This window comes from Bifidobacterium asteroides, assembly GCF_009683175.1.
GTDB classification, from domain to species: Bacteria; Actinomycetota; Actinomycetes; order Actinomycetales; family Bifidobacteriaceae; genus Bombiscardovia; species Bombiscardovia asteroides_H.
Genome location: NZ_WKKW01000003.1, coordinates 66,513 through 87,940, shown reverse-complemented (window position 1 = coordinate 87,940; position 21,428 = coordinate 66,513). Strand labels below are relative to the sequence as shown.

General features: G+C 62.5%; 17 protein-coding genes and 1 tRNA gene. 5 read left to right on the top strand and 13 right to left on the bottom strand.

The annotated features are described in order from the left end of the window. Positions 1-9: 9 nt before the first annotated feature. Together dusB and GKC41_RS05640 are read right to left on the bottom strand one after the other, a co-directional pair. Positions 10-1,188 carry a tRNA dihydrouridine synthase DusB gene (gene dusB, locus GKC41_RS05645; RefSeq protein ID WP_198183992.1) on the bottom strand — a complete coding sequence of 393 codons (1,179 nt, stop codon included), beginning with the start codon at positions 1,186-1,188 and terminating at the stop codon, positions 10-12. Next, positions 1,175-2,692, bottom strand: a complete 1,518-nt coding sequence (locus tag GKC41_RS05640; RefSeq protein WP_029677899.1) for a glycine--tRNA ligase — start codon at positions 2,690-2,692, stop codon at positions 1,175-1,177. Before GKC41_RS05640 ends, dusB begins: the two co-directional genes overlap by 14 nt. 197 nt (positions 2,693-2,889) lie before the next feature. Here GKC41_RS05640 and GKC41_RS05635 point away from each other — a divergent pair, with 197 nt between their 5' ends. The 4 genes from GKC41_RS05635 to GKC41_RS05620 all read left to right on the top strand — a co-directional run bounded on the left by GKC41_RS05635 (position 2,890) and on the right by GKC41_RS05620 (position 7,495). After that, complete coding sequence (locus tag GKC41_RS05635) at positions 2,890-3,225, top strand: MTH1187 family thiamine-binding protein (RefSeq protein ID WP_029677898.1); 336 nt, start codon at positions 2,890-2,892, stop codon at positions 3,223-3,225. Positions 3,226-3,286: 61 nt separating this feature from the next. Continuing rightward, positions 3,287-4,360 (top strand): LacI family DNA-binding transcriptional regulator, encoded by a 1,074-nt coding sequence (locus GKC41_RS05630; protein WP_154313344.1) that lies wholly within the window; start codon positions 3,287-3,289, stop codon positions 4,358-4,360. A gap of 269 nt (positions 4,361-4,629) precedes the next feature. Continuing rightward, positions 4,630-5,922 (top strand): MFS transporter, encoded by a 1,293-nt coding sequence (locus tag GKC41_RS05625; protein ID WP_154313343.1) that lies wholly within the window; start codon positions 4,630-4,632, stop codon positions 5,920-5,922. Between the two features lie 49 nt (positions 5,923-5,971). Further along, complete coding sequence (locus GKC41_RS05620; protein WP_154313342.1) at positions 5,972-7,495, top strand: glycoside hydrolase family 32 protein; 1,524 nt, start codon at positions 5,972-5,974, stop codon at positions 7,493-7,495. 243 nt (positions 7,496-7,738) lie between these two features. Here GKC41_RS05620 and GKC41_RS05615 read toward each other — a convergent pair whose 3' ends face one another. The 9 genes from GKC41_RS05615 to GKC41_RS05575 form a co-directional block, all read right to left on the bottom strand. Beyond that, on the bottom strand, positions 7,739-8,935 hold the full coding sequence (locus GKC41_RS05615) for an MFS transporter (RefSeq protein ID WP_154313341.1): 1,197 nt from the start codon (positions 8,933-8,935) through the stop codon (positions 7,739-7,741). Positions 8,936-8,996: 61 nt separating this feature from the next. Further along, positions 8,997-10,427 (bottom strand): amidohydrolase, encoded by a 1,431-nt coding sequence (locus GKC41_RS05610; RefSeq protein WP_198186907.1) that lies wholly within the window; start codon positions 10,425-10,427, stop codon positions 8,997-8,999. Between the two features lie 166 nt (positions 10,428-10,593). Then, on the bottom strand, positions 10,594-11,388 hold the full coding sequence (locus tag GKC41_RS05605; protein ID WP_154313340.1) for an isoprenyl transferase: 795 nt from the start codon (positions 11,386-11,388) through the stop codon (positions 10,594-10,596). 3 nt (positions 11,389-11,391) lie between these two features. After that, on the bottom strand, positions 11,392-12,108 hold the full coding sequence (gene recO / locus GKC41_RS05600) for a DNA repair protein RecO (RefSeq protein ID WP_324612060.1): 717 nt from the start codon (positions 12,106-12,108) through the stop codon (positions 11,392-11,394). 15 nt (positions 12,109-12,123) lie between these two features. Then, entirely contained in the window at positions 12,124-13,776 is a 1,653-nt protein-coding gene (locus GKC41_RS05595; RefSeq protein WP_154313424.1) for an alpha/beta hydrolase, read from the bottom strand. Between the two features lie 101 nt (positions 13,777-13,877). Beyond that, on the bottom strand, positions 13,878-15,107 hold the full coding sequence (ispG, locus tag GKC41_RS05590) for a flavodoxin-dependent (E)-4-hydroxy-3-methylbut-2-enyl-diphosphate synthase (protein ID WP_198186904.1): 1,230 nt from the start codon (positions 15,105-15,107) through the stop codon (positions 13,878-13,880). After that, positions 15,104-16,387 carry a 1-deoxy-D-xylulose-5-phosphate reductoisomerase gene (dxr, locus tag GKC41_RS05585; protein WP_229281663.1) on the bottom strand — a complete coding sequence of 428 codons (1,284 nt, stop codon included), beginning with the start codon at positions 16,385-16,387 and terminating at the stop codon, positions 15,104-15,106. The genes ispG and dxr overlap by 4 nt, the downstream gene beginning before the upstream one ends. Continuing rightward, entirely contained in the window at positions 16,384-18,120 is a 1,737-nt protein-coding gene (locus tag GKC41_RS05580) for a DivIVA domain-containing protein (RefSeq protein ID WP_195760184.1), read from the bottom strand. The genes dxr and GKC41_RS05580 overlap by 4 nt, the downstream gene beginning before the upstream one ends. 100 nt (positions 18,121-18,220) lie before the next feature. Continuing rightward, positions 18,221-18,294: transfer RNA gene (locus tag GKC41_RS05575), tRNA-Val, on the bottom strand. A 130-nt stretch (positions 18,295-18,424) separates the two neighbouring features. Between GKC41_RS05575 and GKC41_RS05570 the strand changes: the two genes are divergently transcribed. Continuing rightward, the gene (locus tag GKC41_RS05570) at positions 18,425-19,969 is read left to right on the top strand and encodes an MDR family MFS transporter (protein ID WP_154313338.1); all 1,545 of its coding nucleotides are present in this window, start codon (positions 18,425-18,427) and stop codon (positions 19,967-19,969) included. Between the two features lie 119 nt (positions 19,970-20,088). On the opposite strand, the gene GKC41_RS05565 is transcribed toward GKC41_RS05570, so the two are convergent. Continuing rightward, positions 20,089-20,505: a DUF3052 domain-containing protein gene (locus tag GKC41_RS05565; protein ID WP_024627263.1), complete on the bottom strand. Its 417-nt coding sequence runs from the start codon at positions 20,503-20,505 to the stop codon at positions 20,089-20,091. A gap of 51 nt (positions 20,506-20,556) precedes the next feature. Beyond that, complete coding sequence (locus tag GKC41_RS05560) at positions 20,557-21,423, bottom strand: PDZ domain-containing protein (protein WP_154313337.1); 867 nt, start codon at positions 21,421-21,423, stop codon at positions 20,557-20,559. Between the last annotated feature and the right edge of the window lie 5 nt (positions 21,424-21,428).

Sequence of the window (21,428 nt, the reverse complement as noted above, 5' to 3'; positions counted from 1 at the left end):
TTTCCGGCTTCAGTAGGAGGCGTCCATGGGGTCGTTGCCGAAGAGCGTCTCGCGCTCCTGATGGGTGGTGGTCCGCGAATCCAGCCAGCCATAGGGCAGGCGGACCTTCTTGGCATAGCGGACCCGACCCCGGGGCTTGCCAGCCACGGCCCGGGGATAGGGCATGTCCTGGTCCAGATTGGCGATGCAGCGGTCCATATCCTCCAGGCTCTCGCAGGACATGAAGTCGCGGCGTACCTGGCCGCCTACGGCGAAGCCCTTGAGATACCAGGCCACGTGCTTGCGCATATCGTGGACGGCCATGCGCTCGTCACCGTCATAGAACTCGACCAGAAGCCTGGCGTGGCGGGCCATGATGGCTCCCACCTGACCCAGGGTTGGCTCCTGCCGTTCCGTAGAGCCGGCCAGGGCCGCCGCGATGTCGGCAAAGAGCCAGGGACGGCCCTGACAGCCCCGGCCTATGGCCACGCCTGCGCAGCCGGTCTGGGCGAACATGTCCAGGGCATCCTCGGCGGTCCAGATGTCACCGTTGCCGAAGACGGGGATGTCTACGGCCTGGACCAACTGAGCGATCCGGTCCCAGTCGGAATGGCCGCCATAGTATTCAGCCGTGGTCCTGGCGTGCAGGGTGACGGCGGCGCACCCCTCCTCCTGGGCGATATGGGCCGCCTCCATAAAGGTCTCATGCTGGTGGTCGATGCCCACCCGGATCTTTGCGGTGACGGGGATTCCGGCAGGGGAACAGACAGCGACCACCCGATGGACCAGTTCGGCAAAGAGGTCGGTCTTCCAGGGCAGGGCGGACCCGCCGCCATGCCTGGTGACCTTGGGGACCGGGCAGCCGAAGTTCATATCGATATGATCGGCCCAGCCGGCATCGACCACCATCCGGGTGGCTTGCTCCATAATCTGCGGGTCCACTCCGTACAGCTGCAGGGAGCGCACCTTCTCCTGAGGGGCGAAGCGGCAGAGCCGGAAGGCCTTGGGGTTGCGCGCCACCAGAGCCCGGGCCGTCACCATCTCCCCCACATACAGTCCGTCGGGTCCATACTCGCGACAGAGCAAGCGGAAGGGCCAGTTGGTCACGCCCGCCATGGGCGAAAGCATGACCGGAACAGGTACGGTTATCGGGCCCAGCTTCACCGGGGCAACCTTCAGGGTCTGGCGATCAATCTCAGTACCGGCCACCGGCCTCGGCCACCTTGATGGGTTCGCTTTCGTCCGTGCCCGGCTCGCTGGCCAGGTCCGTGTAGCCGTCAGCGGCGCGCGTACCGGTCAGGTCGGACGGGCCCATGGGGTAACGGACACGCTGCTCGCCTACAACCTTGCGCACATAGTCCTCCACCTGCTCCAGGGCCACGCGGTCCTGCTGCATGGAGTCGCGGTTGCGGATGGTGACGGCCTTGTCGTCCAGGGTGTCGAAGTCCACGGTGATGCACAGGGGTGTGCCGATCTCATCCTGACGACGGTAGCGGCGGCCGATTGCACCGGACTCGTCGTAGTCCACCATCCACTCGTTCTGGCGCAGGTCGGCGGCCAGGTCGTGGGCGATCCGCTGCAGATCAGGCTTCTTGGACAGGGGCAGGACCGCGGCCTTGACCGGGGCCAGCCTCGGATCCAGACGCAGCACGGTGCGACGGTCGACCCCGCCCTTGGTGTTGGGGGCCTCGTCCACGTCATAGGCATCCACCAGGAAGGCCATCAGCGAGCGCGTCAGACCGGCCGCGGGCTCGATCACGTAGGGAATGTAGCGTTCCCCGCTGGCCTGGTCGAAGTAGCTCAGGTCCTCGCCCGAGTGCTCGGCATGGGCCTTGAGGTCGTAGTCGGTGCGGTTGGCCACGCCCTCCAGCTCGCCCCACTCGGAGCCCTGGAAGCCGAACCGGTACTCGATGTCAACGGTCCTCTTGGAATAGTGGGCCAGCTTCTCCTTGGGGTGCTCGTAATGGCGCAGGTTTTCGGGCTTGACGCCCAGGTCCACGTACCAACGGGTCCTGGCGTCGATCCAGTACTGATGCCATTGTTCGTCGGTGCCGGGGTGGACGAAGAACTCCATCTCCATCTGCTCGAACTCACGGGTACGGAAGATGAAATTGCCTGGGGTTATCTCGTTGCGGAAGCTCTTGCCCATGTTGGCGATGCCGAAGGGGGGCTTGGAACGTGAGGAGGCCATGACGGACTTGAAGTCCACGAAGATGCCCTGGGCGGTCTCGGGGCGCAGGTAGTGTAGGCTCTTTTCGTCCTGGACGGGACCCAGGTGGGTCTGCAGCATCATGTTGAAGTCGCGCGGCTCGGTCCACTGGCCCTTGGTGCCGCAGTCCGGGCAGGGGATGTCCTTGAGGCCGTTTTCCGGATCGTGGCCGTGCTTCTCGACGTAGGCCTCCTCCAGGGTGTCGGCCCGGTGACGCTTGTGGCAGTTCAGGCACTCGATCAGAGGGTCGTTGAATACGGACACATGGCCCGAGGCCTCCCAGACCGCTGTGGGCAGGATGACCGAGGTGTCCACGCCGACCACGTCGTCGCGGGTGACCACCATTGTCCGCCACCACTCACGCTTGATGTTGTCCTTGAGGGCCACACCCAGGGGGCCATAGTCCCAGGCCGAGCGCGTCCCGCCGTAGATCTCCCCTGCGGGAAAGACGAATCCTCGGCGCTTGGCCAGGGAGATGACCTCATCCAGTTTCGATACTGCCACTGATCACACCTTCTGCTCGGGAACCCCTCCTGGGGGTATACGACCTGATGACCGGCCTCCAGCATACCTTTGGCGGGTGACCTGCTGTCAGTGTAAAGGCCTACCATCGAGGAAGGTGCGAGAGGCCGCGCTGGTGACCGCAGGGGACACCGGGCATCCTGCCTACGAACACCAATCAATGTGGAAAGGTTCCCGATATGCCCGATGTAAACGACCCATCCTATCTGAACACCGTAGCCGAGGTCACGATTGCGCCCTCCGGTCAGGGTGAGGAACTGTCCACCTATGTGGCCCAGGTCATCAAGGTCATCAGGGATTCGGGGCTGCCCAACCAGACCAATGCCATGAGCACGGTCGTCGAAGGGGATCTGCACCGGGTCATGGAGGTCGTGGAAGAAGCCACACGGGTCCTGGCCGAGCAGGGGTATCGGACCGGCGTCAATCTCAGGCTTGACATCCGTCCCGGCAAGCGGGACCAGATTCACGAGAAGGTGGAGCGGGTCGACCGGATCCTGGGCGGGGAAAACCGCTGAAAGCTCCCTGTCACTGAAGATCAACCGGGCTGAAATCGCCTGAGCAGGTTAAGGTGTGCCCATGATCACGATGAAGCAGATTGCCGCACGCACAGGCGTATCCGTCTCCACAGTCTCTCTGGTGCTCAACGGCCGCGATAAGGGCAGGGTCAAGTCGGAGACCGCCCTAAAGGTGCGCAACACAGCCAAAACCCTGGGCTATCGGCCCAACCCCATGGCCCGGTCCCTGCGCACCAGCAAGACCGGCATGCTGGGCTTCATCAGCGAAGAGGTGGCCACCACGCCATACGCCGGCGCCATCATTCAGGGCGCACAGGATGCGGCGGCCGAGCGCGGCTATGTGCTTCTCACCGTCTCCACCGATGGGGGCATCCGTGAATCAGAACAGATTCAGGCCCTGAAGCGCTATGGGGTGGACGGTTTCCTCTTCGCCAAGATGTATGACCAGAATGTCGACCTGCCCCAGACGCTGCGTTCCTGCCCTGCCGTGGTGGTCAACGCAGTGGAGCGGGCCAACCGCTGCCCCAGCATCGCGCCTGACGAGTTTCTGATCGGCTACGATGCCACCCGACATTTGATCGAATCAGGTAGTCGTCGAGTGGCCTACCTGGGCACCACACAGGATCTGCCGGCGCAGGAAGACAGAATACGCGGATATCAGACCGCTCTTAAGGAAGCGGGATTACCTGCAAGTCAGGCCTTAATCCGACTGGTGGGCTTCAATCAGGAGGCCATGGATCAGACAAACGATCTGATGGACGACCAGCACCCCGATGGCGTCTTCTGCTTCAATGATTCGCGTTCCTTTTACCTCTACCAGGCCGCCGCCGCACGCCATCTGGTCATCGGCAGGGACCTGAGTCTGGTGGGCGTGGACAACCACCAGGTCGTAGCCGAGACCTCGGCCCCTCCCCTGACCACGGTCGAACTGCCTCACTACGAGATGGGCTTCTGGGCGGTGCGACGACTGCTGGCACAAATCAATCCCCGCCGCGGTGCTCTTCCACTGCCCGATACCCGTGCTGTCCTTCCGCCGCTCGATCAAGCTGGCGGGGTACGCATCCATTGCGCCCTGATTCGCAAGGGCTCTACCCGCCTCGATGCCACCTCAGACCTGGTCCCGGCCAGCCGCTAAGCCACACTCACCCTTCCCCTTCACTGTCGCAAGATGCCGAACCCAGGTCCAATTCTGGCTAGCTTGATACCAGTCGCCAACAGCCAATCAGCCAAGATCCCCTGCTAACCACTCACCGTGTGGGTAAGAACTGACATCAACAGTCAATCGTTTGACGTAAATCGATTGACGGCTTACTATACCTACAAGGATTCGCTCTGCACATAGGAAGTGCATCGAACCGGAAGACACTGCGGAGAAGCGGTGCACAACAAGGAAAGAGGGGCAGCATGGCCGCCAAATTATCGGCGTGGAGGAATCCATCATATTTGGAATCCTCCACCGGAATATTCTTCTTCTTCTGCGCCTGGGGAGTCTGGTGGTCCTTCTACCAGCGATGGCTGGTAACAGGGCTTGGCATGACCAATACCCAGGTCGGCAACATCTACTCCATCAATTCCGTAGCAACCCTGATCATCATGTTCGTCTACGGGGTCATTCAGGACGAACTGGGAGTCAAGCGCCGTCTGGCCATCTTCATCGCTGCCATCGCCGCTCTGGTGGGGCCCTTCGTCCAATTCATCTACGCGCCGCTCATGCGCTCCAACATAATGCTGGGCGCCATGCTTGGCGCGGTGGTCCTCTCTGCCGGCTTCATGTCGGGCTGCTCCTTGATCGAAGCCATCACCGAGCGCTATTCTCGCAAGTTCGGCTTCGAGTATGGACAGTCCAGGGCCTGGGGCTCCTTCGGCTACGCAATTGTGGCCCTGATCGCCGGCTTTGTCTTCAACATCAATCCCATGATCAACTTCTGGCTGGGATCAGCTTTTGGCCTATGCATGCTGCTGGTCTACGCCTTCTGGATCCCTGATGAACAGCGTGACGAGATTCGCCGCGAATCGACCCCCGAGGGCGAGAAGTCCCAGCCTTCTCTGGGTGATATGCTCCACGTGCTGGGCATGCCGGCCCTCTGGCTGCTGATCGTCTTCATGATCTTCACCAACACCTTCTACACGGTCTTCGACCAGCAGATGTTCCCAACTTATTACGCCAACCTCTTCGCTACGCCGCAGTTGGGCAACCAGGTCTACGGCATCCTCAACTCCTTCCAGGTCTTCCTGGAATCAGCCATGATGGGAGTCGTCCCAATCATCATGCGCAAGATCGGCGTGCGCAACTCCCTCTTATTGGGGGCTACGGTCATGTTCGCCAGAATCGGACTGTGCGGGTTCTTCCACGATCCGGTCATGGTCTCCATCGTCAAGCTCTTCCACTCCATCGAGGTCCCGCTCTTCAGCCTGCCGGCCTTCCGCTACTTCACCCTGCACTTCAACCCCAAGCTGTCCGCCACCCTTTACATGGTGGGCTTCCAGATTGCCTCCCAGGTCGGCCAGGTGATCCTGTCCACCCCGCTGGGCATGCTCCACGATCGCGCCGGCGACCAGGTCACCTTCTACACCATCTCCCTGGTGGTTCTCGCTGCCCTGATCTACGGCATCTTCGTGCTCAAGCGCGACGACCAGCAGGTGGACGGCGATCCCTTCATCAGGGATTCACAGAAGTCCGCCGTGACCCAGGGCTGATCCCAGATCAATCATCATCAGCACCCATCCAACCCGAAAGGATTCAAGGATGAACCAGTCAGCAACCAAGGAAAACGCCGATATGAGCGCTCAGCTGAACAAGGCCCAGAAGAGCATAGATCGGCTCTTCGCCACCCGCAATGACCGCTGGTATCCCCAGTGCCACATCGCCTCCAAGGCCGGATGGATCAATGACCCCAACGGCCTGAGCTACTACAAGGGGCGCTATCATGCCTACTTCCAGCTCAACCCCTACGGAAGTGAGTGGGGCAACATGCACTGGGGACATGTGTCCAGCGCCGACCTGGTCACCTGGCGTCGCGAGCCCCTGGCCATGGCGCCCACCCTGGAGGTCGAGAAGGACGGAGTCTTCTCCGGATCGGCCGTGGTGGGCGACGACGGCCGTCTGACCATCTATTACACCGGTCACCGCTGGCGCAATGGGGTCAATGAAGATGACGGCAACCTCCAGGAGCAGTGCATGGCTGTCTCCACGGACGGCATCCACTTCGAAAAGAAGGGGGTCGTAGTCCCCTGCCCCGACGACAAGATCCTGCACTTCCGCGATCCCAAGGTGTGGAAGATGGGTGGGCTCTGGTACATGGTCTTCGGAGTCAGCACACCCGCCCACCGGGGCGAGATCTGGATGTACACCTCCAAGGACATGGAGCACTGGACCTTCGACCGGGTCATCTACCGGCACCCCGACCCTGAGGTCTTCATGCTGGAATGCCCTGACATGTTCCCCCTGGAGGACAAATGGGTTATCTGCTACTCGGCCATGGGCCTGAAGCCCCATGGGTTCGAAGCCCGCAACCACAACAACGCCGGCTATGTGATCGGCAGCTGGCAGCCCGGCGGCGACTTCCATCAGGAGACTGAATTCCACCTCTGGGACGACGGCCATAACTTCTATGCACCGCAGACCTTCCAGGCCCCTGACGGCCGTCGGCTGGTCTTCGGCTGGATGAGCCCATTCACCGAACCCATCCCCATGCAGGAGGATGGCTGGTGTGGCCAGTTCACCGTACCTCGCGAGGTCACCCTGGCCGGCGATCACCTGCGTTGCCTGCCAGTACGCGAGTTCTCCGACCTGGACCAGGACAGGCAGGACTTCGGTCCCATCGAGCTGGAGGTCAACGGCAGCCAGGATCTGGTGGACGATGCGCAGACCGCCGACATCAATATGGAGATCGACCTGAACAAGTCCCAGGCCGAGCGCATCGGCCTGGAGATTCATCGGACCCAATCAGGTGACCACACGCTGGTCTGCTATGACGACCAGCTGGGCCGCGTGGTGCTCGACCGCCACTGCAACACCTATGGGGACCGTGGCTACCGCACTGCTCCCGTCGACAAGTCCTCGGGCAAGCTCAAGCTGCGCATCATCGTGGACCGGGGCTCGATCGAGGTCGTCGTAAACGACGGCCTGGAGATCATGTCCTCCTACTCCTTCCCCGCCGAAGGACCGCGCGGCATCCGCCTGATTGCCGAATCCGGCGAAGGCAAGGCCCTGATTAACTCCATCTCCATCGCCAAACTGGGCACCATCTGGGAAGAGCCGGATCGCTAATCCTACTTCCCTGGTCGGCATAGGAAAGGCCCGCTCCCTGAAATTGCTCAGGGAGCGGGCCTTTCTCTTGTAAAAACATCCTCATTTAAACACCTGTGGTCAGAACCAAGGAATCGAAGGATCCTAAAGAAGCGACAGTCCTTTGACAGTGACTGCTTGCACTTAATCGGCAGTCATGACTCGATCTCGGACCCCTTGATCTTCGGACCCGGAAGCCTGAACGAGGCTACCTCAGCCTCGGCTTTACTTGCCGACCTTGACCAGCAGAGCCATGAGGCCGGAGGCGATGGCCGCCGCACCCATGAAGAGGAAGGCTCCGACGAAGGAGCCGCCGGCGGCCTTGACCAGGTAACCGATGATCATGGGGGCCAGGAACCCGCCCAGGGTGCCGCCGGTATTGATGATGCCGATGGCGGAGCCGATGATGTGCGGGTCCATGATCTTGTGGGGCCAGGTGAAGATGCCGGTGAAGGCCACCACGGAGACGCAGGATACCAGGATCAGCAGCAGGAGGGAGAGCCAGATGTTGCGCGAGAAGACGAAGCAGACCACCAGGACGGCACTGATCACCCCGGCGCCCAGGATGGCCACCTTCTCCCTGCCCAGGAAGAGCTTCGAGAGCAGCTGACCAGCATAGATGGTGGCGACGGTCGTGAAGACCGCATTGACCGCCAGCAGGATGCCGGCCTGGCCAATCGTAAGGCCGAAGGTGTTCTTTATGAAGGTGGGCATCCAGGAGATATTGCCGTACAGGAGGATGTTGAGCAGAAGCATGGCCACGAAGAGGACCAGCACGTTCCGGTTCTTCAGGACCTCGAGGAACCCTGCACCCTTGGCTCCGGGCTTCTGGTCAACCTCGGGCTGCCGGGGTTTGGAGGGCACGAAGATCAGAATGCAGACAAAGGCCAGCAGATAGAGGGTGCCCAGCACAGCGTAGGCCAGGTGCCAGTTGATGGCGACCAGGTTGGCGCCCAGGACGAAGGCCAGGATGCCGCCGATGCCCGAGGTCGACAGGATCAGCGACTGTACGAAGGTGCGCCGTTCCTGAGGGAAATTCTCCGCGATCGACTTGGAGCAGGAGGGCGGGTAGCCTCCGTGGCCCATGCCGGCGAAGAACCGGACGATGATGAAGAAGGCCAGGCCATTGGCCAGGCCGAACAGGTAGCTGAACAGACCAATGATGATCATGGAGGCCATCAACACACGCTTGGCCCCAAGCCTGTCGGCCAGCCAGCCGCTGGGAATCTGCATGAGCGAGTAGCCCAGGAAGAAGGCCGACATAATGATGCCTGTCTGCCCCGAGTCAAGGTGGAACTGCTCGGAGATGGGGATGATGGCGGTCGAGATCATGTTCTTGTCCATGTACACGATCGAGTAACCGGCCATCAGGGAGAAGATCAGCGTTCCGCTCGCCGTTTTTGAGGATTGCTTGATTGCCATTGGTCTGTCATCCTTCAGTCGAAGCCGGCTGCCGCCTGGCGGCAGCCGAACAGTAGGTAGGTCAGTGGGGCATCACATCGTCAGGGATGACGACCTTGTACTCCTGGCCGGCGAAGGTCTTGTCGAAGTCCTCCTTGGCGGCCTTGACCAGATCCGGGTCGGTAAAGGCATCGTAGGCAGTCAGAGCCAGGGTCTTGCCCGCAGCCAGCAGGCCCTTGTGGGCCACCGAGGACTTGCCGTTGGCCGCCCACTGCCAAGAGTGAGCAGAGGTGCCCTGGGGCTCGAACCCGCCGCTGAACTGGGCGGTGGGCGTCTGCCAGCTGACATCGCCGACGTCAGTGGACCCCGATGCCGTATCCGTGAAGGCCAGCGGATACTTCTTCAGAGCCATGGTGGACTCGGCCATCTTCCTGACTTCCTCATCCGGAAGATCGGGGAAGGCGGCCTTGGTACGGCTGAGCACCCGCTGCTTGCCGGCCTCGGGGACCGTGTCGGTGTAGCGGCGTTCGTAGTCCAGCTCCTGCTGGTCCAGGGGCAGGGGGCCGACGAGGTCCAGATTCCTGTCTATGGCCTCGGTCAGCGGATGGTTGGGGACGAAGTTGTAGCAGGCCGCATCGAACTCCTCCTTGACCTGGGTCTCGGTCATCAGGGCCGCACCCTGGGCGATCTTCTCCACACGCTTGAACAGATCCTGAGCCTGGTCCATCCTGGGAGCACGCACGAAGTAGTAGAGCCGGGCGTGGGACTGCACCACGTTGGCCGACTCGCCGCCTGCATCGATGAAGGCGTAGTGCACACGGGCCGCATCGATCATGTGTTCGCGCAGGAACTGCACGCCCACGTTCATCAGCTCCGCGGCATCCAGGGCGCTCCGGCCCAGCTCGGGAGCCGCAGCCGCGTGTGCCGGCACGCCGGTGAAGTCGAAGTAGGCCTGTAGGACAGCCAGGCTGGAGGAGCCCCAGGCCTGGGTCACATCCGAGGGATGCCAGGACAGGGCCAGGTCCAGCCCGTCGAAGACCCCGTCCCTGGCCATGAAGGCCTTGCCATAGCCCGACTCCTCAGCCGGGCAGCCGAAGACCTTGATGGTCCCCTTGAGCCCCTTCTCCTGCATGAAGGTCTTGATGCCCACGCCTGCCGCTACAGCGGCCATGCCCAGGATGTTGTGGCCGCAGCCTTGCCCGTTGCCGCCTTCGACCAAGGGCTTGTGCTCGCCCAGATCAGCCACCTGGCTGAGGCCTCCCAGGGCGTCGTATTCGCCAGTGATGCCGATCACCGGACGGCCCGAGCCCCAGGTCGCCACGTAGGCGTAGTCCATATGGCCCACGCCCTTTTCGATGTCAAAGCCCTCCTGCTCCAGCACCTTGTAGTGCTGCTGGACCGACTCCTTCACGGCAAACCGGGTCTCGGGGGTACCCCAAATATGATCGGCGGCCTCGATGAACTCCTGTGACTTATCTTCGATGATCTGCATGATGCGTTGCTTGTCGTCCACGCCTGTCACTCCTTCGCTTCGTTTGCTGCCCTGATTGCCACAGCGGATTTGGCTTGCTCCGCTGCGATAAGACACAGACTACCTTTCAAGGGCATTACGAGAGTGTTCAGACCTGTAAATTTGGACGACTATGGCTAACTTCACAAATTGAGTTGTCTTGTTTTCTTTAGGCTTGGTCCACGCCGCCGAAGCGCCTGTCCCGGTGGATGTAATCGTCGATGGCCCGCCATAGCACGTCGCGCCCGCAGTCGGGGAAGAGCTCGGGCACAAAGGCCAGCTCCGCATAGGCCGCCTGCCAGGGCAGGAAGTTGGAGGTGCGCTGCTCCCCCGAGGTACGAAGGACCAGATCGCAGTCCGGTATGTCGGGGTTGTAGAGGTGCTGGGCGATCATCTTTTCGGTAACTTTGGAGCCCTTGATCCGCCCGGCCGCCACCTCCCGGGCGATGTCGGTGGCTGCATCGGCCAGCTCAGCCCGGCCTCCGTAATTGATGCAGAAGATCACATCGATTCTGGTGTTGTGCCGGGTTCGCTCCATGGCCGCCTCCAGCTCGTCGACGACCGACTTCCAAAGCCGAGGACGACGGCCCGCCCAGCGCACGCGCACTCCCCAGTCGTCCATCTGGGCCACACGACGGTGGATGATGTCCCGGGAGAAACCCATCAGGAAGTGGACTTCAGCCGGCGAGCGCTTCCAATTCTCCGTAGAGAAGGTATACAGGCTCAGGTATCGGACCCCGGCCTCAATGGCCCCGGCTATGGTGTCGAAAACCACCGGCTCGGCGGCCCGGTGACCCTGGGTGCGCTCCATGCCCCTCTGCTTTGCCCAACGGCCATTGCCGTCCATGATCACTCCCAGGTGCCGAGGGACTGAGCCCTCGGGAAAGTGCGGGATACGAGCAGGATCGGAGAAGGGGGCTGCAGGCACATCCAGGGAGGTGTAGTCGACGGGGTCAAAGCTCATGCTTCAAGAATCTAATAGCCGCAGGGACCTGATGGGCCGCTCCAGGTAATATTCGCCCCATTTCTCGACAAGACCATCGCAGAGGGGGGTTGAATCCCTGCCGTCCAACTTGGACCAGTCCCCGCTGCTCAGCGCCCGAAAGCGTGCCAGTGTGGCGGGATCCACCGCCACAGCGTCGGTGGGCCTATCCCGGCTGCAGACCACACCGCCGCCGGGCACTGAAAAGTGGGTCAGCTGGTCGGTCCGGCCGCAGACGATGCAGGAATCCAACCGGGGCCGCCAGCCCGCCAGCGCCAGAGACCGCAGCAGGTAGGAGGCGCCGATGTCACGGGGTCCATGCCGGTGACCTGCCAGGCTGGCCAGGGCGGAGACCAGCAGACGGTATTGCTCCGGCTCATGCTCACCCACCACCAGCTTGTCGGCTGTCTCAAGCATGACGCCCCCGTTGGCGTAAAGGTCATAGTCGGCGCATATGGCATCCGCATAGGCGGCTATGCAGACGGCCTGGGAGACGATGTCCAGGTTGCGGCCGCGGGAGATGAGCAGATCGTCACGCATGAATGGCTCCAGCCGTGCGCCGAAGCGGGACTTGGTCCGTCGTACCCCCTTGGCCACGGCCCTGACCTTGCCGTGCCCCCTGGTCAGAATGGTGACGATCCGGTCGGCCTCGCCCAGTTTGACCGTTCTGAGGACCAGGCCCTCGTCACGATAGATGGCCACGACGGTCCCGTCCTTTCATTGGTAGATGAACAGGCCCCAGAAGGCGAAGATCAGCAGGACCCCGAACATGGCCAGGGTGGTGACGACGAAGAGGGCAACGCCAAAACGGGTGGAGGCCAGCACAGGCCTGGGATCCATGCTCCGCATCTGCTGGCGCAGACTGGGGCCGCCGGCCTTGCTTGTGCGCACCTGGTCGGGCAGCCGGTCCAATCCCCTCAGGGAGGCGACTTCGACCATGCGGGCGAAGGTGCGCGACCAGGCCCAGATGACCAGGGCGCAGACCACCTGGATGACCGGCCAGCTCCAGTAGCTGACCCCGGCCTGATCGGGCACACCGCCCCAGCCCAGGCGTACCACAGCCATGATGACCTGACCCAGACCGGCTCCGAAAAGGACCAGGGTAGCCAGGGTGGTGCCGGTGATGGTGACCAGGGTGCCGCCGAAGCCATGGCTGAAGCCCAGGACCGGTTCCTTGCGTCGTCGCAGGCGGAACAATTTCATCAGACCGGCCACCAGGGCCATGACCAGGGCCGCCAGCAAAAGCACCAGGGTCAGCAGGTGCAGGACCAGCATATAGATGGTCAGCGAGCGCCGCCCCCGCAGATCAGTGGGCACGGCTATGGACTGGTGGATGGTGGCCCCGCCCACGCTGGGGCTGGTCTGATGCAGGCCGTGGACCTGACCCACCGCCCAGTCGATCATGTCCTGCTGGTAGTGGTCGGCCAGGGGCGTGCCGGTCCGGGCCTCATCCCCCAGCCGCAGCACATGGTTGGAGACCGGGTAGGAACGCACCGTGACGTTCTCGTTGCCGGAGGCGTGGGCCTGGGACAGCACGCGCTGCACCCCCTCCACCTGGGCGGTCATCACATCCTTGGCCCCGTAGGCCAACAGGGTGGGAATGGCATAGGTGTAGCGGTCGGTGGGATCGATGTCCAGATTGTTCAGACCCAAGAGGGAGGCATCGGTGCTGAAGAGCCGACGGACCACCGACTGGTAGCCCTGGTTGGCCCCGGCGATGGCGAAGTCCTGTGCCACGAAGAAGCCCATGGCGTGCCGCGGGGAATAGACCATGGGGCTCAGCAGGATCTGGAAGGCGATCCGGTGGTCCATGGTCAGCAGCATGGCGGCGATCCAGGTGCTCTCGCTGGTGGCATAGATGCCTACCTTGGATGCATCCACATCATCCCGGTCGCGCAGCAGGTTGGCAACCTGCTCGTAGGCCTTGGCCGAAGCAGGATAGTCCCGGTCGGCATCCGTGGTGGACCAGACCGGCTTGTCCAGCACGGCGGTGACGAAACCGGCAGAGGCCAGGGTCCGGGCCACGTCCCCGAAGGAGTTGTCGCAGGTGCCATATCCGGCGCCATGCATGAAGACCACTGCCGGCCGATTCCCTGAAGCCCCCTTGGGGGTGCGGATCAGAATCCGGATACGCTGGTGCTCCCCAGTGGCGGGCCTTTCCACGCTCAGTTCCTGGTGACGGGATTCGACCTGGTACTGCCCCACGGTATCCCTGTCAACCCCGGCAGGCCAGTCGAAGGTGACCGCGGTGTCCGGAGTCAGGGTGGGAAAATTCTGATCCACCGGTTCGTATTTCCAGGGAACGGCGGTCAAGTGGGAGACAGAGGCCAGCAGACCCATAAGGATGATGAAGACGGGCAGGCTGGTCATCAGCCGCCTGACCCTGCTCCACCCGCTTGCAGGGAGGGAACGCTCAACCTCTTGGGACACGTCGGTCATTGTAGCCGGTGGCGGGGATGGCGCTTACGCCCTCAGCTGGCACGGCCGGTGACCGGGACCACCATGGGTCCTGCCTCCGGCAGGGTTTCACCCTCGGCCGCAGCCTTGGCATCCATCTGGGCAGCGATTTCCTTGGCCCGTTCCAGCAGGGTGGGGACAATCTGGTCCTCAGGCACGGTCTGCACCACCTTGCCCTTGATGATGATCTGACCCTTGCCGTTGCCCGAAGCCACTCCCAGGTCGGCCTCCCTGGCCTCGCCTGGTCCGTTGACGATGCAGCCCATGACAGCCACCCGGATGGGGGCGGTGATGTCCTTGAGCCCCTCGGTGACCTCCTTGGCCAGCTCGATCACGTCCACCTGGGCCCTGCCACAGGAGGGGCAGGAGATGATGTCGAAGTGGCGCTGGCGCAACCCCAGATATTCCAGAATCTTGCAGCCCACCTTGACCTCTTCCACAGGCGGCGCGGACAGGGAGACCCTGATGGTGTCGCCGATGCCTTCGGCCAGGAGCGCGCCGAAGGCCAGGCAGGACTTGATGGTCCCCTGCCAGGAGGGCCCGGCCTCGGTCACGCCCAGGTGCAGGGGCCAGTCGCCCTTGGAGGCCAGGAGCCTATAGGTCTGGACCGTGGTGACGGGATCGTGGTGCTTGACGGAGATCTTGAAGTCGTGAAAGCCCACGTCCTCGAACATATGGGCCTCTTTCAGGGCCGAGGCGACCAGGGCCTCGGGGGTGGGGCCGCCGTAGCGGGCGTAGATGTCCTTGTCCAGGCTGCCGGCGTTGACGCCGATGCGCAGGGAGATGCCCGCGTCGGTGGCCGCCTTGCAGATCTCGGGGCCGACCTGGTCGAACTTGCGGATGTTGCCCGGGTTGACCCTGACGGCTGCACAGCCGGCATCGATGGCCTGGAAGACGTACTTGCTCTGGAAGTGGATGTCGGCGATGACCGGGATGGGCGACTTCTTCGCAATGATGGGAAGCGCGTCGGCATCGTCCTGGCTGGGCACGGCCACCCGCACGATATCGCAGCCTGCGGCGGCCAGCTCGGCGATCTGCTGCAGGGTGGCGTTGATGTCAGCGGTGACCGTGTTGGTCATGGACTGCACCGAAATTGGGGCTCCCCCGCCGACCGGCACAGACCCCACCATGATCCGACGGGAGCGGCGACGAGGATGCAGCGGAGTCTGGCTGATGGCCTGCTCGCCTGTCTTGCGGAACCCCTGGGAGGATGTTGACTGTTCGGTCTTGGGAATGCTACTCACGCTGTCATGTCTATCAAAGCATCAGCCCTTTGACGTGCCTCATGCTCGACTTGCTCCATTACCTCCACGGATGTGAATGTTCCCGGAAGATGCGTTTCCATGGCATCCATGACCGAACGGATGGTTTCGACGATGCTTAGGTAGGGCAGCCGGTGATCCAGGAAGGCCCTGACCGCCTGCTCGTTGGCGGCATTGAAGACCGCAGTCATGGGCTCGCAGCTGCCCAGAGCCCGCCTGGCCAGGTTGACCGCCGGGAAGGCCTCGTCGTCCAGGGGCTCGAAAGTCCAGGTGCTGGCCTTGGACCAGTCGCAGGCCGCAGCCACATTGTCAAGACGGGCGGGTGCCGACAGGCCCAGGGCGATGGGCAGACGCATGTCAGGAGGCGAAGCCTGGCTTATGGTGGCCCCATCCTGGAACTGGACCATGGAGTGGACCACGGACTGGGGGTGGACCACCACGGTGATCCGTTCGGGCTCGATCCTGAAGAGCCTGCTGGCCTCGATGACCTCCAGACCCTTGTTGACCATGGTGGAGGAGTTGATGGTGACCACCGGACCCATGGACCAGGTGGGATGGTTCAGGGCCTGCTCAGGGGTGACCTCGCGCATGGCTTGGCGGCTCCAGCCCCGGAAGGGACCTCCCGAGGCGGTGACCACCAGACGGGCCACCTCTCCATGCTGCCCCGAACGCAGGGACTGCCAGATGGCCGAATGCTCGGAATCGACCGGGTTGATCTGCCCCGGCCTTACCTCGGCATCAAAGAGCAGATGGCCGCCGGCCACCACGGACTCCTTGTTGGCCAGAGCCAGCTGGGATCCGGCCTGCAGGGCCGCAATGGATGGACGCAGACCGACTGATCCGGTGATGCCATTGAGGACCAGATCGCTGCCGGAACCAGCCAGCGCCTGAACCGCCTCCATGCCTGCCTCTACCTGAATGCCGGTCAATCCCAGGGCCTTGAGAGCCTGCTGCAGGGCTGGAACCTGCGCCTTGTCGGCCAGAGCCAGACGGGTCACGTCAAAATCGCGGGCCTGACGGGCCAGGAGCTCGACATGCGCCCCGCCAGCGGCCAACCCGGTAACCTGGAACCGATCCCTATGACGACTGATCAGATCCAGAGCCTGGGTGCCGATGGATCCCGTGGATCCCAAGATGACCAGACTGCGAGACTGGTCTGCATCTTCCCTGGGTGACCAATCCGCCAAGGTGCGCTCACGCCCGACTGACAAACCGCCCTGCCTATCTTCACTACCTGTATTGATTGTTGTCTGATGACTCATCGATTGCCTTTATCCTGCTCCCCCTCGTCTCCGAAAGCCGGGAAAGAAATATCGGGGATGTCCAGATCCATCTTGGGCAGATCCTGGTTGAGCAGCGAAGCCAGGTAGGAATCCGGGTCCTGGTCCTGCTTATTCCCCTGCGTGTTTTGTTGTGAATACCTGGGCTTGGCCCAGTCGGGCGTATCCGTGCTGGTTCCGGCTGTCTCAGCCCAAGGACGCTCCTGGACCTCAGGCGCTGCAGGTGCTGGTTCCTCATAGTTGCCCAGGGGTCCGCCTGCGCCCAGAGGACCATCGACGAAGGGCGAGGAGATGATTGAGGTGGATCCTGGCGTAGACGAGCCGTCAGTGTCAGCCCTTGTCGCCGAAGGGACGAAAGCATTCCCGGCCGAAGTAGGCGGAGTGGAGGCTACGGGTGCCGAAGGGGTCGGCTGAAATGCCGTCGGCTCAGGAGTCTGTGGTGCAGGCGAAGGCGAAGAAGGCATCACCGGGTTGAAAGGCGCGGATTGCGCAACCGACGCAGGTGCCGCTGACGCTGCAGCGGGAGCCACAGGATTGTGGCTGGTCGGCGCAGAGGCCGGCTGTGCAGCCGCAGGCGGCACGGAAGCGGGCATAACTGATTCCTGCTGACCGGAGACAGGGGGATTGGCAGGGGTGGAATTGGCAGAGGCAACGGGGGCTCCGCCGCTCATGCCTGCTGAGGAGGCCGACCTGGCTGACGAAGAGGCTGGAGTTGCTGCTGTCGATGACACTGGGGCAGCCCCCGCGCCTTCCTGGGCCAGCCGCTGGTTGACCGCCGAAGCCAGAGCGCTCAGCGAGCTGTTGGGCTGCGCTGTCTGTGCTGTAGGCGTCGTCTGCGTGCTGGCGACCGGCGCCTCGAAGATAGCACGCTCTGCCTGGTGCAGTTGAGCGAAATCGTCCTGACTGCCCTGGTCGTTCGCGGCAGCGGAAGCATTGGGGATACTCCAGGCAGGTGTCTGGCTCTGTCCGATCAGCGGCTGAACGCCCGAAGCTGAAGAGTCCTGCACCGGCAACTGCGATTGCGCAGGAACAGCAGCAGGCGCCGTTGCATTGGCTCTGGCTCTCCTGGCCCTCTCGCTGACCCTGGCAAAGGACTCCAACTGCTCGAGAAGCTCGACGGCCTTGGCCAGGAAGAAGTCCACCTGGCGCTCGTCATAGCCCTTGTTCCCCCGCCGCTGGGTGAAGATGACGTTGGAGACACGGTCAGCCGTGATGTCGGTGTTCTTTGACTTGCCTGAGTCGGTCTTCCGTCCCTCCTGCAGGTTGAGCTGGTCAGAAGTCTTGTTGAGGACCTGCTCGATCAGCCGCTCCACCTGCTTGCAGTCGTATGAGGGCATGCCGGGATCCCCGCGCTTGAAAACACTGCCTGAGGGTCTGCCGGCATGAGTGGTCAGCTCTGATTGCAGACTGACCATTCTGGTCGTCCAACCGTCCACGCCCACCCGGGCTATCTCCAAGCTGGTCTGCCTGTCGGAAATCACCCTCTCCAGCCGCGAAAGGGCAGCATCCACCTGGGTGATGATATAGCCGTTCTTGCACAGATCAAAGGAGGCGTTGGCTATCTCCTCCTGGGTCAGATCAGGGTCCTGGCTCTCATAGAGCGAGTGAGCCCGCTCCAGGAAGGCGTCCACCTGCTTGGTGTCATATCCCCACTTGCGCTTGCCCGAGCGCGCGATGGTCGCCTCGGTTCCACGGGCATCAGGCTTAGCTGACATCAGGCATCGACCTCCTGACCTTTCTTGCCAACGATCGTCGTGCATCGATTCTACGTGAGCGCTAAGACGCGACTTCGGGCACGCCCCCTAAAAACCCCTGTGGTCCCGCCCGGACTCGAACCGGGGACATCCACCGTGTAAAGGTGGCGCTCTAACCAACTGAGCCACGGGACCAGCACACTACCTTAGCAGAATACACGGTGACAAGGCCGCACGGTGCGGCTATAATCCACTAGGAATTCGCGGGCCTGATCCGCAAAAGAAGAGAAACACACCATTTACACCATATAAGAGGGGGTTCGGATTGTCACAGACAGTCGATACAGGCAGTGGCAGGAAGACCAACCGCACCCTGGTGACGGTGGCGGTCTTCATCGCCACCTTCATGACGGCCATCGAGGGGACCATCGTCTCCACCGCCATGCCCACCATCATCGGGGACCTGCATGGGCTGTCCATCATGAACTGGGTCTACTCCATCTATCTGCTCATGACGGCGGTCACCACACCCATCTACGGCAAGCTTTCGGACCGCTTCGGCCGCAAGCCGCTGCTGACCATCGGTCTGCTGGTCTTCGTGATCGGGTCCACCCTGTGCGCCCTGTCCCAGTCCATGCCCCAGCTGATCGGCGCCCGTTTTCTGCAGGGCCTGGGGGCAGGCGCCATCCAGCCGCTGACCTACACGGTCCTGGCCGATATCTATCCATTGGACAAGCGGGCGGGCATGATTGGCCTGAACGGCTCGGCCTGGGGCATCGCCTCCATCATCGCCCCCCTGCTGGGAGGCTTCATCGTCCAGCAGATAAGCTGGCACTGGGTCTTCGCCATCAACGTGCCCATCGGCCTGCTGGTCATCATCATGATCCAGATCTTCCTGAGCGAGCATATCCAGGCGCGTGAAACCCGCGTCGACTACATGGGCATCGGACTGCTCAGCGTCTGCCTGATCTGCCTGATGCTCTGCCTGCAGAGCCTGGGATCGGCTGGCGATGCACGGATCACCTTGGTTCTGGCTGCGGCCACTCTGGTCACCTTTGCTCTGCTTCTTCATGTGGAGGGCCGCCAGGAGGATCCCATCCTGCCCCTGCGGCTCTTCCGCATCAGGACCTTTGTCATTCAGAACGTTTGTATGCTCCTGGTGGCCGGATTCCTCATGGGCTTCGACACCTACATGCCCATCTGGATGCAGTCTGTGCTGGGGATGAATCCCTCCCTGGGCGGCTTTGTGGTCACCCCCTCCTCCATTCTTTGGCTCCTGGGCGCCTACCTGGCCGGACCACTGACCATGCACCACCCGCCACACCGGGCCACCAACATCGGCCTGGCCTTCATCCTGACGGCCTGCGTCTGCTACATAGCCGTCCCCCAGGCCACCGCCTACTGGGTCTTCCTGGTCATCTCGGCCGTGGTCGGCTTCGGCTTCGGCCTGACCATCACCACCTCGACCATCACCGCCCAGAGCGTGGTGCCCTCAGGCGACGTGGGTGCCTCGACCAGCTTCAACACCCTGGCCCGCTCCCTGGGACAAACGCTGATGGTCTCCATCTTCGGCATCGTCATGAACACGGTCATCGCCCGCGAGGTACCCCGGTATAAGGGACTGACCGAGGACATGATGAACAGCATGATCAACCCGGCCACGGCAGGGAGCATCCCCTCACGCCTGCTGGGTCCGGCCCGCACCATCGTCTTCGACGGCCTGCATTGGATCTTCGTGGTAGGCCTGGTCATCCTGATCATGGCCCTGGTGGCCAACCTCTGCGACATCCGCTCGCGCACTCTGCTGGCCGAATACCAGAACAAGGCCACGACGGTGGCTCCTGCAATTGCTGAGAAGAGCGAACAGTAAAGGGCCGCTCGTCGTGCGGATTCCTCCGGGAATTCCTCCTGAATGACAACGAGGTGGTGGGCATTGGTTGATCCTGATGCCCACCACCTCGTTCATTGGCGCTTATGCAGCCAGAAGTCTTACTTGCCCTTGCCGAAAGCCCGCAGCTGGGTGGCGTTCCAATCCTTGCTGACGGTGGTGGGCATCAGGGCGTTCATGCCGGCGGTCTTGGCCGCATTGGAGACGACCCCTGGCGCCGAAGCCCCAGGTCTGCCGGGCTTGGGGGTCAGCACCCAGAAAGGCGCTCCCTTGTTGACCATGGCCGAGGCATCCATGATGGTATCCGCCAGATCGTCCTCGGCATCCCCGTCCCGCCACCAGATGATGACTCCATCCACGGCTGCGTCATAGTCCTCGTCCACCAGCTCTTCGCCGGTCAGATCCTCAATCCTGGTCCGGATCCCGTCGTCGACATCGTCGTCCCACATCCATTCCTGAACGATATCTCCGGGATGAAAACCGAACTCTTCCGCTGTATAGGTTGTAGTCTCAGCCACGGCTTCAGCATAACAAGACTGCCGGAATTCACCAATTGGACCGGCCTTGTCTTATTTGGCCTTGGCGGCCGTGCAGTGGGGCAGCCCCTCCCCCTGGCCATGGCCGATGGCCACCAGGGCCTTGTAGGCATCGTCCAAGGTGGACACCCGCACGTCGCGCAGCCCTTTGGGCACATGACCTGCCACCTGTGAGCAGTTGGCCGCCGGGGCCAGGAACCAGGTGGCGCCGTCCCGCCTGGCACCCAGCATCTTCAGCTGGATACCGCCGATGGCCCCGACCCGTCCCTTCTGATCCATGGTGCCGGTTCCAGCGATGGTCAGACCGCCGGTCTCCTGCTCCGGGGTGATCTTGTCGATGGCCCCCAGGGTGTACATGAGTCCGGCCGAGGGACCGCCGATGTCGGCCACCCTCATGCTGAATTGCAGGCCTGACACGTCATATCCTCGGGCCTTGAGAAAGGCCAGAGCCTGGGCCGATGCGGCCTTCTGGGAGCCGTGCATATCGCCCTGCTCCTGGCGCTTATACTCCTCAACGCTCTGTCCGGGAGGGACCACGGCCTCCTGGGGAAGCACCGTGGCGTGAGGATCGGCCCAGCCCACCAGGGCATCAAGGTTAGAGGCCGGGTAGCCGGGGATTCCGCGGGCATTGACTGTAGTCATCAGTAGACGACCCTTGTCATGGTGAACCTGGCCGCCCTTCACCTTGATGACAGGTGAGTCCTTTGAACTTCCCAACACATCCTGGGTGGGACCGGGCGTCTCGATGGTATAGGGCGATGGGAGGAAGAGCACCAAGATGGCCAGAATGACCAGAAGACCGCCGACCAGCATTTTGCGGGTGGGTCCGCCAAGCGTCCCGGCTTGCCTTTCGGGTGCGCCTGTGGCGCAGTGATCCGATTTCCCGTGCGGAAGTGTCATAGCTC

Excerpts from the sequence above, each read along its gene's own strand:
- GKC41_RS05630 (WP_154313344.1), top strand. The coding sequence starts at position 3,287 with ATGATCACGATGAAGCAGATTGCCGCACGCACAGGCGTATCCGTCTCC.
- GKC41_RS05605 (WP_154313340.1), bottom strand. The coding sequence starts at position 11,388 with ATGAGCTTTGACCCCGTCGACTACACCTCCCTGGATGTGCCTGCAGCC.
- GKC41_RS05560 (WP_154313337.1), bottom strand. The coding sequence starts at position 21,423 with ATGACACTTCCGCACGGGAAATCGGATCACTGCGCCACAGGCGCACCC.
- GKC41_RS05620 (WP_154313342.1), top strand. The coding sequence starts at position 5,972 with ATGAACCAGTCAGCAACCAAGGAAAACGCCGATATGAGCGCTCAGCTG.
- GKC41_RS05595 (WP_154313424.1), bottom strand. The coding sequence starts at position 13,776 with ATGACCAGCCTGCCCGTCTTCATCATCCTTATGGGTCTGCTGGCCTCT.
- dxr (WP_229281663.1), bottom strand. The coding sequence starts at position 16,387 with ATGAGTCATCAGACAACAATCAATACAGGTAGTGAAGATAGGCAGGGC.
- GKC41_RS05635 (WP_029677898.1), top strand. The coding sequence starts at position 2,890 with ATGCCCGATGTAAACGACCCATCCTATCTGAACACCGTAGCCGAGGTC.
- GKC41_RS05625 (WP_154313343.1), top strand. The coding sequence starts at position 4,630 with ATGGCCGCCAAATTATCGGCGTGGAGGAATCCATCATATTTGGAATCC.
- GKC41_RS05615 (WP_154313341.1), bottom strand. The coding sequence starts at position 8,935 with ATGGCAATCAAGCAATCCTCAAAAACGGCGAGCGGAACGCTGATCTTC.
- GKC41_RS05580 (WP_195760184.1), bottom strand. The coding sequence starts at position 18,120 with ATGTCAGCTAAGCCTGATGCCCGTGGAACCGAGGCGACCATCGCGCGC.